Genomic DNA, 12,957 nt, shown 5'->3' with positions numbered 1-12,957 from the left:
TGCTCAAACGAAGTCTACATAAGTTTCGGAATGACAAATGGCCTTCTTCCTCAAAAACATCGCTGCGAAAAGCTCTGCTCGGTAAAAAACGATCTATTTTAGGGTATTTGGGCTGGTTCAATGTGAACGGTAATGTCCTTTGCCTCGAATCGCTGCTCCACTGTTTGTTCAATTCGGTTTGAAATTTCGTGGGCTTCAAGCGCACTTAGTTGAGCATCCACTGAGGCGACAATATCGACACTAATCTCGTGACCAATCCACCGCGACCTAACCCTCTTTACCATCTGTACGCCTTCGACATCACCAACCACACGGTAAAGGGAGTCCGGATCAAGTGCTGCCTTGTCCACCAAGGCTGGAAGTGCTCGTGAAAAGAGCCCGTATGCCAAATACAAAACAAGTATCGCTACAATGACCGCAATAAGGGAATCGAGCCACCAGTATCCTCTAGAAGACAATTGCCATCCGACAAGCACAGCGATGGTCGCAAATACATCGGAAAAAGTATGCTTGGCATCTGCCATCAACAAATCCGAACGCACTCGCTTGGCCCAGCGAGACTGCCACCATGCCACGCCGATATTAATCGCTAAGACGAGTAGCATGACCCCTAGACCATACTTACTCTGCACGGCCTGATTTGGACCTTCTCGAAACACACGCATGATAATTTCAAGCGCGAGTACCGATAACATCGCACCAAGAAAAAACACGGCCACGGTTTCGAATTTTCGATGGCCGTAAGGATGTTCGCGATCTGGAGGTCGTGAAGAATAGGTAGTGATAATTAACGCAACAACGTTATTGGCTATGTCCGATACCGAATGAAGCGCATCACTTGCAACCGCCAGTGACCCCGTCATAACAGCAACGCCTATCTTCATTAACAAAACAAGTACGTTGGCGCCACCTTCAAGGATTAAGACGCGGCGCACGACCTTATCCCGATCATAAACGGGACGCTCTTCATTCTCGATGGGGCTTTTTCCGGACGACTCCATAGCTATTGTCTCGTAGCGATACACGAAAAAGCTCGTAGATAACATCAGCTATGTCAGCTATCCTCTCAAAACCGCTCGCATAAGCTTGAATTCGCCTATACCACGTTCCGAACCCCTCCATCGCGGAGTTTGAAACACTTTGTCGATTTGGAACTATTTTTGCGTCTTTTATGTGCATGGTATGAAAATTCCCTTTGATCTTATCGCTGTATCTTGGAATAGTTTTTGCATCCCATGAAAGATAAAGACATGCAGTCAGAAACGAAACCTTACGCTACCAAAAAAGATCGCGAAGTCGACCCGACGCGAGCACTTGATGCCGCGGACATTCAGCCCCTTGGTAGCAGCGACCGTAAGCGCCTTGAAAGTGCCCCGCCTGACTCCCCCGGAATCAAAGCGGTGGGTGGAAAGATTTTGGTCCCACCCAAACGCGGAACTCCAATACCGCAGCCACCACAAAATTATCGCCCTTCAGCTCTAGGCTCGAGCACGATACTTAGACTGTGGAGTTCAGTGTCACAAAACTGCGCACGTTTTCTTAAGAAGCTCCTTCACACCCAAACATCCATGAAACTCCTTAAGTTTTGCGGAATCAGCACGCCTCCCAGCCACAAAGTATTTTGGCTCATCGGAGCTTTTGTATTGGCTGGTTTTCTTTTAGGCCTTGCTGTAGCAGCACTCTTCTAGAAGCGGATTCATCCCTACTGAATAGGAATTTCGAGACACGCCCGACCCATGATCGGCAAAACAAAAAATGCCGAACGTTTTTTACCAAAGGATAACTTCTATGAAGGCGGTGTCCATAAACCATCTATCGTCGTTGTTTCCCCTGCATATTCGGTGATAGGCACACCGGCAGCCTGCATGGCCGTTAAAAGCAACGACCGTAATTCCGTGTTGCCTCCATTCGCATACTTCGGCCCAGAATTGTACTCGGCTGCAGCGCCCGGTACGCTGTATGGCACCACTATGTGCTCAGCACCTTGTATACCTGGACCTGCTACAAGCACCGGTAAGTTATCGGAGTGATGGCCACCTCCCCAACTCATTTCACTCATACCCAGCACCACAGTGTTATCGAGCAGGGAGCCGTCGCCTTCAAAAGTCTCTCGAAGTTTTTGGACAAGCCGGCCAAATCGCGAAAACTTTCCACTTTGTCGTAGCCACGTAATCACTACGCTCCCCACTTTCGCTCGAATAATGTGAAAAATTGTGATCCGTTGCCCCACCATCACTCACGCCTACGAAATTTAAATTCGTTGTTCCATCGGCGGAAGGTTGCAGAGAAAAATTCATCACGCGAGTTACGTCACAACGCAACGCCATGACAGCAAGCTCGATGAGAAGCTCTGATCGAGCACGCGCATCGCCTCCATCTTCGGGAAGAGAACCCGACTGACTTGGCTGAGTAGGAATACTGCAATCCGTTACATAACCATTCATCGCTTCTTCAACTTCGCGTATGGAGCTGAGATGGTGCTCAAGGCGTGCTTTATCTTCGCTACCAAGCTTTGCTTGCAAAGCTTGGATTGACTCGCCAGCAAAGTCGAGAATACTTCGTCGTCGTGCATGCAAAGCTTCTAGTTCGGCCTGAGCTTCTGGTCCGCTAGGCACATCTGAAAAGATGCGTAAAAATAGTCTGGGATCGGTCACTGGCTCGATTCCGACAACGCTTCCGTTTTCTTCTTTCCACGAGTATCGGCCCGCACCCGGTTGTGCTCGCACGCGCATCGCCATCTGGTAGCTGCGTCGCAGGGTTCCCGTTCCAATCAAATCACCCGCCATGACATCAAAGGACGGTGCCGTAGCCTTGGCGTTATGGTCACTTCCACCATCGCTTTGTGTACCGGTCATCGAAGTAATCATGCATTCGCCATGCGACTGGATGATCTCTCCATCGACATTCTTACGCTGTACGTTTCGATTGCTAATTCCGGTAATGACCGCAATGTCGCTAAGGCCACTGTAACTTTGCTTCACTTGGTTAGCAGCATCACCTGCATAGATCTCATTGAGACCTTCCAAGATCGCTGACGGAGTAAAACCCGATCCGATTTGCGCGGGCGTAAAATCAGCCATCGGAGCACCGTGGGCCCACCAATAGGCAAACAGCCGTCTCGGTGGAGCAGCAGCTTGACCCTTGGCTACCGAACGGTACTCCCCTCGATCATTAAACATCACTTCAAGCGGCGGCAGCCCAATAGCAATTCCCGTAAGACCCATCGCACGCAACACTGTTCGACGATTTATTTTTTTCCATTTATTCATAAATCCTCCAACGGCACGCGGAAGCGAAAAGCATCGCTGGTAGTAATTGCAATCATAAGATCTTCGAAACTCCGACCTTGCTGGGTAAAGTTCGCATCAAGTGCATCAAGCGTGCAGGAATCCGCCTGTTCTTCTTCGGAACGTGCAAACACCCAACGGAAATATTGAGTCACCATGCAGCGATTTGCACCAGCCTCATTAGCCACGATCTCTCCAAGACCTGCGGGTCCAGAAAAATTCTCCGTGCCTGCGCCAACCACTTGGCCCGTTGCAGGCAAAGGGGATCCGTCTTCGTAGCTATCCCGCTCCGCGCCATAAACATCAAAAGCCTCAAGGCCATTTCCAATGGGATCCATTTTTTCATGGCAGCCTCGGCAACTTTCTGATTCAAGCCTATCTACCCCGTCCGTAATAATGCCAGGTGGTGGTGGTGGCAGAGGATCACACAACATCATTTCGCGGACGAACTTGCCTCGATGAATAATCGAAGTTTCAGTAAGACCACCGGAGGTACCAATTGCAAAAGCTGCTGTACCAAAATAGCCTTTTCGCTGTGAACCAGCGGGCCACTCATACTTACTAAGCTCAGCTCCAAAACTTCCTTCTATTCTATAGTGCTGAGCAAGTTCTTGATCTAGAAAAGTAAAAGGAGATGTGAAAACACCTAGAGTATCTTGGCCATCACTCAAATACTCTTCCAGCAAACGATCGATTTCTGCCATCGCCGAGGTCCGAAGAGCATCACTTAGTCCTGCTAGAGATACTTCATCAAGTTCACTCAAATGCAGCCATTGATGAGCGAATTTTTTCCGAGCACCAAGTGATCGATCATCGGCAATCATTTGACCGACAAACTCCGCCACACCTTCCTTCGCATCAAGCTTTCCTGATGCTGCTGCATCAAGCAAAGTTTGATCGGGGCTGCTCTGCCACAACATGTAAGAAAGACGTGTCGCGATCTCGTAACCCGTTAATTTCAACAGATCAGGACGTTCATCATTTGCATTTCCTAACTCCGGGCGAAATAAGAATTGTGGAGTTTGGAGCAGAGCCCTCAATCGCAACACGAAATGAATCGGTACATCGGTACCAGCAACTGATGCCACGAGGGCCAAGAGTTTACTCTTCTCTTCCGTACTCATAGGCCGTCGGTAAACACGAGTTCCGACAGTGTCCAAAAAAACTTCAAGACATGTTATATCAACACTTGGATCACAGCCAGCAATAGCTACAACGGAACTGTTATCTACGATCAAAGTAGAAGCAAGATATTCGGCGATACTGAGATAGCCTTCAACATGAAAGCGGTTAACGCCTAAGGCTTCGCTCTGATTATCATACCCGTTAACAACCGGATCACTTGGCAGTAGCCCAAGTTGCGCCGTTATATCGATCCCAAAAATTCCTTGAATCGACTGTTGGTACTCTTCTCTGCTTAGGCGTCGAATTGGGGCGGGTCCAGGACTGTGTGCATCTGCGGTACAAGTTAGGCTCCTAGGAATGCTAGCGTTGTTGGCGCCACCACTACTGATGACACCCGAACACGACAAAACAAAAACCAAACCCAAGCTTGCCAACGACTGCAAAAAGTAAGGAAATGTAAGTGATAAATTAAGCCCTCTTAGCCACATCAAAGTCTGCAAGTGCAAGTCGCATGCCAAGGACAAAGCACGCTATTTTTCCAATTTTCCTAGCTTAGCCCTATTCCAATCGGAGCACTTTGTGCGGCATAGAACACTATTTGCGGCAAATTAAAGAGTCTGCGAAATCAGGGAAGTATAGAAGTATGGATAGAGAAGACTTGGCGGCTAGCGCTCCATTTGAAAAACGTTGAGAGCTAGCTAGAATGCAACTCAACTTTTCGCACTAAAACATAGAGAATTAAAACCCCAACCAACACGCTAAGTACGCCAACCGCCGCATTGCGAAGAAGTAAGTAGCCAATGCCAAACGCTATGGCATACATCCCCACCGCACCTGAAATGAATTGAATCAGCATCGACCTAAAAGGAAAGCTTGGGTAACGAGCTTGACTGATTTTGGCGATACTTGACCAAAAAGGCGTTTCAGGTTGCACGCGCTCGTAAAACGCAACCAAAACGTCTTGCGCAACCGGTGGGGTTAACAACGTAACAGTTAGCCATATAAGCGCAGAACCCGATGTCACAATCAGCATGTTACTGCCGTGGTCCATCATCGGATGAGCAATTTTAAGGTACGAGGCAATGATAGCAGAGGCGATCATCCCGCTTATTTCAGTCCATGCGTTCGCACGCCACCAAAGCCAACGAATGATGTAAGTTAACCCAGCTCCGGAAGTGAACGAAATCACAAACTTCCACATGGCAGCTACAGAATCAATCTGCCAAGCAACAACGCAGGCTAGCGCAAGCAAAAAGACAATGGAAAGCCTCGAAACCAACACGTAGTGCTTTTGACTGGCGTTTGGATGAACAAAGCGTTCATACATGTCGTTGACAAGATAAGATGCTCCAAGATTGAGATGTGTGTCGATGGTCGACATGAAAGCTGCAATCAAAGACACCAACATTAACCCAAGCACACCAGAAGGAAGCACATCCATCATGAGCATCGGATAACCCATCTCAGCATCCAAAAGATGAGGATACGCAACCAAGGTAACAAGGGCGGTCACAATCCATGGCCAAAACTGCAGACAATAGGTCATGGTGGCAAAGCAAAGTGTACCCAACATGGCATGCTTTTCATTCTTCGCCGAAGACATGCGTTGAATGTGTTTGCCACCACCGTCGGAATACTTTTGTGCCCACCACTGAACAAGGACATAAACAAAAAAGGTCGATGCCGTGAGTGAACCAAGTTCCGAAGCTGAGGTGTTTGAAAAGTCGGGCAAGAAATTCAAAAACTGGTGATCGCTTCCATAATGTTGAGATAGACCTTCTTTGAGACCAGGGAAACCACCAACGTGGTTTACTGCCAAAACCGAAAATGCCAGCGAACTTACAATGGCAATGATGTATTGAAAAAAATCAGTGACCACCACTCCCCAAAACCCCGACATAATAGTGTAGGTCATGGCGACACTTGAAAAGACCAACATCGTCCATAGCTTTGGAAAGCCAACAGTTGCTTCCATGATTTTCGCCATGGCAACCATCATCCATGCCATGACAAAACAGTTGATCAGCACGCCAAAATAAAATCCCTTAAAAAGGCGTAAAACTTTCGCACTTTTTCCGGAGTAACGCAGCTCCACAATCTCTGCATCGGTAAGAACGTGAGCTCGACGCCACAGTCTTGCAAAGAAAAAAATTGCCAGCGACCAACTAATGACATAGCACCAATTAAACCAGACACCCGCGATCCCTTGCTTCGCCACAAGACCGGTAATTGCTAAAGGAGCATCCGCGCCAAAGTTGGTTGCAGCCATGGAAGTCCCGAGGAGCCACCAAGGAAGTGTACGGCCGGAGAGGAAAAAGTCTTCTTTGGAATGGCTTGCCTTTCGAGCATAGAAAAGACCAATACCTAAAGACAGCAACAAATAAACAACGATGATAAACCAATCAACGGTATGAAGCATGGCGAGAATGTGTAGCTGGTGGACACAAAGAATCCATCAAAACACAGGACGTTTACAAAAAAACCGGTACCGCTCTATGAGTGGATGTCTGAACCGACTAGCGAGCTCTAAAGGAGCGAGCACCACCCATCGAAGGCCGCGTGCCGTAGGATCGGCTGCCGCCCATGGGAGGCCGCGTGCCGTAGGATCGGCTGCCGCCTGGGTAGGGTCGAGTGCCAAAGGAGTTGGGACGTCGATGCATTTGCGGAGCGCTCGGCGCACTTGGTCGAGCGCGGTAGCTCGGACCTCGGTACGATCGAGAAGGCGTCGCGTAGCGTCGGTTGGGAGAAACATAAACATTCCCACGATAGCCCGGCCTCACCACAACACGTCGATGTTGGGTTGGAGCTGGACGCGAAACCCAGTAACGATTCGAGCCACCCGACCAATAGCCCCAGCTATTGTAGCCGTACGGACCTCCCCAATAAACCGGAGCACCATAGGCATCGTAGTACATCGAAGTCTGCACATAGGATCCCGGTCGAGCGTAGTAATAATAAGGACCTGTACCAGCCGAAGCGTAACAGCCACTAAGAGTGGCGGCCATGACTAGCATCGAGAAAAGAAACACTCTTTTTAACATCTCACGCCTCCTTGCTGGCGCTGCCTGATGACGCTGCAATTGTTTTGGCACGCGCATCGAAAGAACGCCAGGTCAATTTCACGGGCCTGGATCTTAGACGGCTCGAAAAGCTTTTTTATTCATCAATTTCAAGCACCTCAAATTCTCCAACAAATTCAGAATTCAAGGAGTTTGTGATCAAGCAGTTATGCTCTGCTTTGTCTAAAAGGCGCCGTGCTTTATCCAGGTCAGCACCTTGTTTGACCTCCAGCGTGGCTTTGCTTTTCATTTGCACGAATCTCAGTATTTTTTCATCGCGATCCAAAACGCCCTCGACCTCGCAACGCAAAGCATGCCACTCAAAACGTGACGCCCGTGCAATCGCTTTAAAGGAAAGCACAAAGCAGTCAGCCACGGCTGCCACCAACAGCGTTTCCGGCGACCAGTGTTTTCCATCACCGCCAAATTCAGCCGGTGCAGTGACCGCAATATCCGCAAGGCCTTCGCTAGACGTCGCAACCTCACCTTCGGCTTTTGCAACGGTGTTTACTTTATAGTGGTGTGGAAAAGCTTCCATATGTTCTCCTTTTACCGGCGGCGGGAAGATTTTTATCGGGGTGTCCGGAAGATGTGAATTTTAGCATTTTGAGTGCAATTGCACTACTAGTATTCGCTGATTTGCTGCTCGCTAGCCCATCTGGCCCAAAACAGTTCCTTTCGTTTCCTTGTCTCCATTTGGATTTTAGTCCTATATAAGGTTCAGATCCCATTCAAAAGCGAGGAAAAGCATGAGAGACAAGGTCCAGAGCATTATTCTAGGTGTTGGAATACTAGCAGCTTCAGTCTATGCAGCCGCTCCAGCGCAAGCGCAGACCGGCATAGTTGATGCGTGTGGCGGCATCGGTATCAGCACCGACGCTCAATGCGAAGTCATTCCACCAAGCCTTCCAGAATGTCAGGCAAGTTGCGATGGTGCCTTTGAACTGCAATGCACCGCAGATTGGGTGCTCGAAGCTCGCGCCGATGTCATCGCTGAATGCGACGTGAATGTCGATGTTGAAGTTCCACAATGCACTGTGGACTGCGAAGCAAAATTCGAAGCAGATGTAACTTTCGATTGCAATGCGGAATGTATTGGGAACGTTGCGGTTGACTGCAGTGCCAAATGTTCTGCCGATGCAAACAGCGCAGAGTGCAAAGCCAACTGTGAACAGAATGGTGCCATCGAATGTGACGCGTCATGTGAAGCCACTGCCAATGCAAGCTTAGAAGCAAAGTGTGAAGCTGCTTGCACCGGTCAGCTCAAAGCCGAAGCAAGTTTTGAGTGTGTTTTAGACGTCGATGCTAGCGTCGAAGCAGATTTTCGAGCTCAATGCGAAGCCGACCTTAACGTGCAATGTGAAGCCTCCTGCGAAGGTGGCTCAACCGGTGCGCTATTTTGCGATGGAAGCTACGTTCAAGTCAGCGGTGTGCAAGACTGTCTCGACGCGATCACTAACTTTCAAGTTGAGTATGAAGCAAGCGCCAGCGCAGAAGCGAGTTTTAGCTCAAGCAGCAGTTGCAGTATTGTGAGCTCAGACGAAGCACAAAGCTCATCGCTGTTCTTTGGAATTATAGGCCTTGGATGGCTTTTGCGTCGTCGTCGCTAAAAACTCAAAGTAATAAAGGCAAAAATCAGCCACTGAGAAGATTCTCAGTGGCTTTTTTATGCCTTTATCCAGCACGGGTGGTTTGCCTTTACATTCAAGCATGAAGCTGCTTTGCTCATCTCTGTCTTGTCGGAGGAGATCCTTTATGCGTGCCTTTAAAACCATCGGCCTTAGCCTTTGTTTACTTTTTGCTTCATCCACTCTCGCTTATGCTCAGGTAGGACCCGACCAAGATCCAGGCAGCATGCTCAGCGATTATCTCCTTGCCGCCGAAGGGAAATTGGCGTGCATCCCGGTGACGTCGGAAACACTAACGTGACTTCCGTCTTACCCATGCTACGCGCAAGTGTTCATTTACCAATGCTAACCGTCGCAGGCCAATGGGGCATGAGCTACACCGATACTTCAGGAGGCGGTGTATCGGACTCCACAACAGTTCTGTCCAATCCTCAGCTCATGGGCTACTGGAACCTCGATCTGAAAATCCTCGAGCTGTCGATCGGAGGTGGCGTGGTGTTGCCGACCGTCGGTGCCCCATCGAATACCGATGCGATTGCCCTACTTCGCGGCGCAACAGCACGAGCCATGCGAGATATTTGGCTATGGTCTGCCCAAACCATGTCCATCATCCTGCCCTCTGCGCGGGCCGATATTTCGTTGATCCCTTCCTTGCTTTATCTTTCGGGCGACTTGGAAGTTGCTGCCATGGTGCCAACCGCCGATACCGACGCACGTGACGTCGAGTTTGTGTTGCAATACGGTGCGGCCCTTGGCGTGCAAATCCTACCGATGTTGAGGGCGGGACTTCGACTGCAAGCGGTTGCCTTTCTTTCCGACTACCAAGTCCTTGGCGACTCTTTTTACTCCGCCATCGAGCCCTTCGTGCGAGTCAACCTCGGACCGCTCTATGCCACCGCACATTTCTTGATGAATCTTGACGCCTATCCAAGCAACGTGGGCGACAGTAACATGTGGTCAGCACGTCTAAGCCTTGGTGGCGGAATACCTTCGCTTTAGTCTGCTTAGCCAGTAAGCCCTGTGAGCGGGCCATCGCAATGAGCTGGATCGCCGAAGGTATCGATGTCTACGCCCATCGCATTTGCGACGGACACCCAGAGGTTATTCTGAGGTTGATTGTTAAAAGTCAGATAACGCCCAGATTGAAAATAACCCCCAGCACTACCCACCATGAGCACGGGTAAGTTAATGCGGCTGTGCGATTCGCCCTCACTGAGTTCGTTCACCCAAACAATGAGCGTGTTGTCCATCACGCTTCCGTCCCCTTCAGGCATAGCCTTAAGCTTAGCCACAAGATAGGCCAACTGCTCAGCGTACCAACGGTTAATCTTAACAAGATCATCACGAGCATCGGGGTTGCTCACAGCTTCGTGCGAGAGCGTATGGTGCTGACCTGAAACGCCAGCAAAAGCAAAAGTCTGATTCCCTACCGAGCGGTTCCACTGCATGCTCGCAACCCGAGTAATGTCGCATGCAAAAGACATGGCGATGAGATCCAGTTGATGTTTTCCCAGCACTGGATAGTTTTCTGCATTCCCAAGATCGATGGGATCACCTGGCGAAACGGGCGCACAAGCTTGTCCGGAGCCCAGCCCACTTTCCAGGCGTTTCTCAAGTTCTCGCAAGGATTCAGCATGGACTTCTAGCTTTTTCCGATCCTGTTGACCCAGACGACTTTGTGCTTTGGCGAGATCACTTTGCAAGTAGTCCAGCACACTTTTTCGCAAGGCCTTTCGCCGAGCGGTTTGTTCCGGATCCTGCTCCGCTCCACCGAATAAACGATCAAAAAGATCAAAGGGGTTTTGCTCCGGTGGTAAGGGTTGACCCGAACCTGAATAACACATCCGAGTCCAGATATCGGCATTGCTTCCACATGCAAGGCCAAACTCAATAGAACTACGACCAAGACCGACCAGCTCCTGAGCAATGCGTTGATCAATCGAAATACCAGATGCCCAGCTCACAGGTGCACAGCTGTCGCAGCCGCCACCGACATCTCCCGGCAAAAGCTCGCGCCCCGTCAAAAGACAACCCATGCCTTTTTGGTGCGCATCGCCCGGACCACCTTGTGGATCAATATTTACACCGTCCAGCAACAACAAATCTTCTTTGTATATGCTCAGCGGCTCAAGAATTTGGCCAAGCTCGAAACTGCTCCCAGCAGCCCACGCCCATTCATCATGAATCGTTCCATTCGGAGTGAACCAAATCAAAAGACGCTTTGGGGCTATTTCGTTTTGAGCATGAATTCGAAAGTTTCGAGCAAAAGGAAGAAGTAGAGCCGAGGCCCCCATTCCGCCCAACAACGCACGTCTGCCTATACGGTTCATGGCGAAACTCCTGTTTCTGATGGATCAAGCATACGGCTGCGAAAGGTCTCTGAGCCAACAATGCTCATCAACAACAAGCGAAGATTGCCTTGTTCCGATGCCAATTCTTTTTCTAGCGCATCAAGCATTTCCGTATCGCTCTGCTGCTCAACCCGGCCAAGCGCCTGGCGAAACCAACGCCTCGAAACACAATCTGCAACCTCTAGACTCACCAATCGGACCGAACTCTTCAAAGCCAAAACCAACCGGATCAATCAGGCGATGGCAACCATTGCAACTTGGGTCGGTTGAATGCGCGGCAAAACGCTCACGCGTACTCAGACCTTCCGCTGGCGCTTCAATATTAACGACAACATTATTTGGGGGCGGCGGCAGTTGCTGACATAAAATCTGCTGTCTGACGAACACTCCACGATGGATGGGATCGCTTTGATCGGTTTTGCTAAGCATGGCAAGCAAAGCGGGTTGCCCCAGAAGGCCAAAGCGGGTCTGTCCATCAAGCTCCACCTTTGATAACGCATCACCCTCGGGCGCTTCAAATTCATAACTCGCGGCCAGACGTGCGTTGGCAAATACAACGGGGCTTGTGAACAATGTTTCAAGACGCGCATCTTGATCAAAAAACACATCATTCACATAGGCCACGACACTCTGCTGAAGCATGCTTGCAAAGTCTTGGTCAAAATCAGGATACAAACTTGAATCTTTCGCTAAGCTTTGGATTTTGTCCCAATGCAGCCACTGCCTAAAAAGATCAGCTACCCCCTCTTTCGCTTTGGGGTCATCAAGCATGCGCTCTGCCTGAGAAACCACCTGCTCTTGGCTTTGCAATTCGCCGGCTTCAGCCGCAGCAAAAAGTGGTTCATCCGGCATGGTGTTCCAAAGAAAATAGGAAAGGCGGGACGCCATTTCCCAGTTGTTAAGTTTGCTGCTTTGGGCGCCGCTCTCCGCTAACACGCCCTGTTGACTCCGATAGAGAAACGCAGATGACTGCAAAACCGTTTCCACCATAACCTGCACCGCTGACGAAAAATCAAAGGCCTGTATGGTCTCATCATAAAGCGCAAGCAGAGCTTCCTTTTCACTGCTCTCCACTGGCCTGCGAAAAGCGCGCATAACAAAATCATCGACAAATTGTTCAACACATTGTCGTTCGCCAATCTCGGTTGGATCGCATTTCAAAAGACCGGGAATATCTTGCACGGCCTGCTCAGCAATTTTTTCAGCTGATAAGGAAAGCTGCTCAGCACTCAACGTTGTAACATTGCCCGCTAGCTCAAAACCATTAACGTATTCGTCGTCGGGAAACGCTTTGGAAAAGGAGTCTTCATATCCTAGCAAGTCGCGAAGCGTATTGTCGTACTGTGCATTCGTGAGCCTTAGCCAAGCGAGCTCAGAAAGCTCTCGCGATAACGCATCCGATGGGACCTTATTATTGTTTGCCTCCGATGAACCAATTACGCCTACACAACCCCCTATTATCCATAAACAAAGCACATAGCTATACCTAAGGTGAGTGGGCACGGCC

14 protein-coding genes are annotated in these 12,957 nt (G+C 49.6%); 4 read left to right on the top strand and 10 right to left on the bottom strand.

Going from position 1 to position 12,957, the window contains the following annotated elements:
• Window positions 1-98: 98 nt before the first annotated feature.
• Entirely contained in the window at window positions 99-1,001 is a 903-nt protein-coding gene (locus tag IPJ88_06575) for a cation transporter (GenBank protein QQR91386.1), read from the bottom strand.
• A gap of 249 nt (window positions 1,002-1,250) precedes the next feature.
• Between IPJ88_06575 and IPJ88_06570 the strand changes: the two genes are divergently transcribed.
• Window positions 1,251-1,688 (top strand): hypothetical protein, encoded by a 438-nt coding sequence (locus IPJ88_06570; GenBank protein ID QQR91385.1) that lies wholly within the window; start codon window positions 1,251-1,253, stop codon window positions 1,686-1,688.
• A gap of 98 nt (window positions 1,689-1,786) precedes the next feature.
• Here IPJ88_06570 and IPJ88_06565 read toward each other — a convergent pair whose 3' ends face one another.
• From IPJ88_06565 to IPJ88_06540, 6 genes are all read right to left on the bottom strand, one after another.
• Entirely contained in the window at window positions 1,787-2,059 is a 273-nt protein-coding gene (locus IPJ88_06565) for a hypothetical protein (protein QQR91384.1), read from the bottom strand.
• A 40-nt stretch (window positions 2,060-2,099) separates the two neighbouring features.
• Complete coding sequence (locus IPJ88_06560; GenBank protein QQR91383.1) at window positions 2,100-3,269, bottom strand: DUF1552 domain-containing protein; 1,170 nt, start codon at window positions 3,267-3,269, stop codon at window positions 2,100-2,102.
• Window positions 3,266-4,819 carry a DUF1592 domain-containing protein gene (locus tag IPJ88_06555; protein ID QQR91382.1) on the bottom strand — a complete coding sequence of 518 codons (1,554 nt, stop codon included), beginning with the start codon at window positions 4,817-4,819 and terminating at the stop codon, window positions 3,266-3,268. The genes IPJ88_06560 and IPJ88_06555 overlap by 4 nt, the downstream gene beginning before the upstream one ends.
• Before the next feature lie 287 nt (window positions 4,820-5,106).
• The gene (locus IPJ88_06550) at window positions 5,107-6,831 is read right to left on the bottom strand and encodes a Na+:solute symporter (GenBank protein ID QQR91381.1); all 1,725 of its coding nucleotides are present in this window, start codon (window positions 6,829-6,831) and stop codon (window positions 5,107-5,109) included.
• Window positions 6,832-6,928: 97 nt separating this feature from the next.
• Window positions 6,929-7,453, bottom strand: coding sequence for a hypothetical protein (locus IPJ88_06545; GenBank protein ID QQR91380.1), 525 nt, complete (start codon window positions 7,451-7,453; stop codon window positions 6,929-6,931).
• Window positions 7,454-7,568: 115 nt separating this feature from the next.
• Entirely contained in the window at window positions 7,569-8,009 is a 441-nt protein-coding gene (locus IPJ88_06540) for an OsmC family protein (GenBank protein QQR91379.1), read from the bottom strand.
• A 211-nt stretch (window positions 8,010-8,220) separates the two neighbouring features.
• Between IPJ88_06540 and IPJ88_06535 the strand changes: the two genes are divergently transcribed.
• The 3 genes from IPJ88_06535 to IPJ88_06525 all read left to right on the top strand — a co-directional run bounded on the left by IPJ88_06535 (window position 8,221) and on the right by IPJ88_06525 (window position 10,098).
• Window positions 8,221-9,081 (top strand): hypothetical protein, encoded by an 861-nt coding sequence (locus IPJ88_06535; GenBank protein ID QQR91378.1) that lies wholly within the window; start codon window positions 8,221-8,223, stop codon window positions 9,079-9,081.
• Window positions 9,082-9,226: 145 nt separating this feature from the next.
• Window positions 9,227-9,400, top strand: a complete 174-nt coding sequence (locus IPJ88_06530; protein ID QQR91377.1) for a hypothetical protein — start codon at window positions 9,227-9,229, stop codon at window positions 9,398-9,400.
• Complete coding sequence (locus IPJ88_06525; GenBank protein QQR91376.1) at window positions 9,397-10,098, top strand: hypothetical protein; 702 nt, start codon at window positions 9,397-9,399, stop codon at window positions 10,096-10,098. Before IPJ88_06530 ends, IPJ88_06525 begins: the two co-directional genes overlap by 4 nt.
• A gap of 5 nt (window positions 10,099-10,103) precedes the next feature.
• Here the strand turns inward: IPJ88_06525 and IPJ88_06520 are convergent, their stop codons facing one another.
• The 3 genes from IPJ88_06520 to IPJ88_06510 are packed head-to-tail and all read right to left on the bottom strand — an operon-like array spanning window position 10,104 to window position 12,953.
• The gene (locus IPJ88_06520) at window positions 10,104-11,429 is read right to left on the bottom strand and encodes a DUF1552 domain-containing protein (GenBank protein QQR91375.1); all 1,326 of its coding nucleotides are present in this window, start codon (window positions 11,427-11,429) and stop codon (window positions 10,104-10,106) included.
• On the bottom strand, window positions 11,426-11,641 hold the full coding sequence (locus IPJ88_06515; GenBank protein QQR91374.1) for a DUF1585 domain-containing protein: 216 nt from the start codon (window positions 11,639-11,641) through the stop codon (window positions 11,426-11,428). The genes IPJ88_06520 and IPJ88_06515 overlap by 4 nt, the downstream gene beginning before the upstream one ends.
• Window positions 11,577-12,953 (bottom strand): DUF1592 domain-containing protein, encoded by a 1,377-nt coding sequence (locus IPJ88_06510; protein ID QQR91373.1) that lies wholly within the window; start codon window positions 12,951-12,953, stop codon window positions 11,577-11,579. The genes IPJ88_06515 and IPJ88_06510 overlap by 65 nt, the downstream gene beginning before the upstream one ends.
• Window positions 12,954-12,957: the final 4 nt, after the last annotated feature.

This window comes from Myxococcales bacterium, from assembly GCA_016699535.1.
Taxonomy (GTDB): domain Bacteria; phylum Myxococcota_A; class Polyangia; order Polyangiales.
The sequence above is the reverse complement of the archived record's forward strand: the minus strand, read 5'-3'. Positions and strand labels throughout refer to the sequence as shown.

What these genes read in the sequence shown, in the direction of transcription:
- IPJ88_06575 (QQR91386.1), bottom strand. Translation starts at nt 1,001, where the DNA reads ATGGAGTCGTCCGGAAAAAGCCCCATCGAGAATGAAGAGCGTCCCGTT.
- IPJ88_06570 (QQR91385.1), top strand. Translation starts at nt 1,251, where the DNA reads ATGCAGTCAGAAACGAAACCTTACGCTACCAAAAAAGATCGCGAAGTC.
- IPJ88_06565 (QQR91384.1), bottom strand. Translation starts at nt 2,059, where the DNA reads ATGAGTGAAATGAGTTGGGGAGGTGGCCATCACTCCGATAACTTACCG.
- IPJ88_06560 (QQR91383.1), bottom strand. Translation starts at nt 3,269, where the DNA reads ATGAATAAATGGAAAAAAATAAATCGTCGAACAGTGTTGCGTGCGATG.
- IPJ88_06550 (QQR91381.1), bottom strand. Translation starts at nt 6,831, where the DNA reads ATGCTTCATACCGTTGATTGGTTTATCATCGTTGTTTATTTGTTGCTG.
- IPJ88_06545 (QQR91380.1), bottom strand. Translation starts at nt 7,453, where the DNA reads ATGTTAAAAAGAGTGTTTCTTTTCTCGATGCTAGTCATGGCCGCCACT.
- IPJ88_06540 (QQR91379.1), bottom strand. Translation starts at nt 8,009, where the DNA reads ATGGAAGCTTTTCCACACCACTATAAAGTAAACACCGTTGCAAAAGCC.
- IPJ88_06535 (QQR91378.1), top strand. Translation starts at nt 8,221, where the DNA reads ATGAGAGACAAGGTCCAGAGCATTATTCTAGGTGTTGGAATACTAGCA.
- IPJ88_06530 (QQR91377.1), top strand. Translation starts at nt 9,227, where the DNA reads ATGCGTGCCTTTAAAACCATCGGCCTTAGCCTTTGTTTACTTTTTGCT.
- IPJ88_06520 (QQR91375.1), bottom strand. Translation starts at nt 11,429, where the DNA reads ATGAACCGTATAGGCAGACGTGCGTTGTTGGGCGGAATGGGGGCCTCG.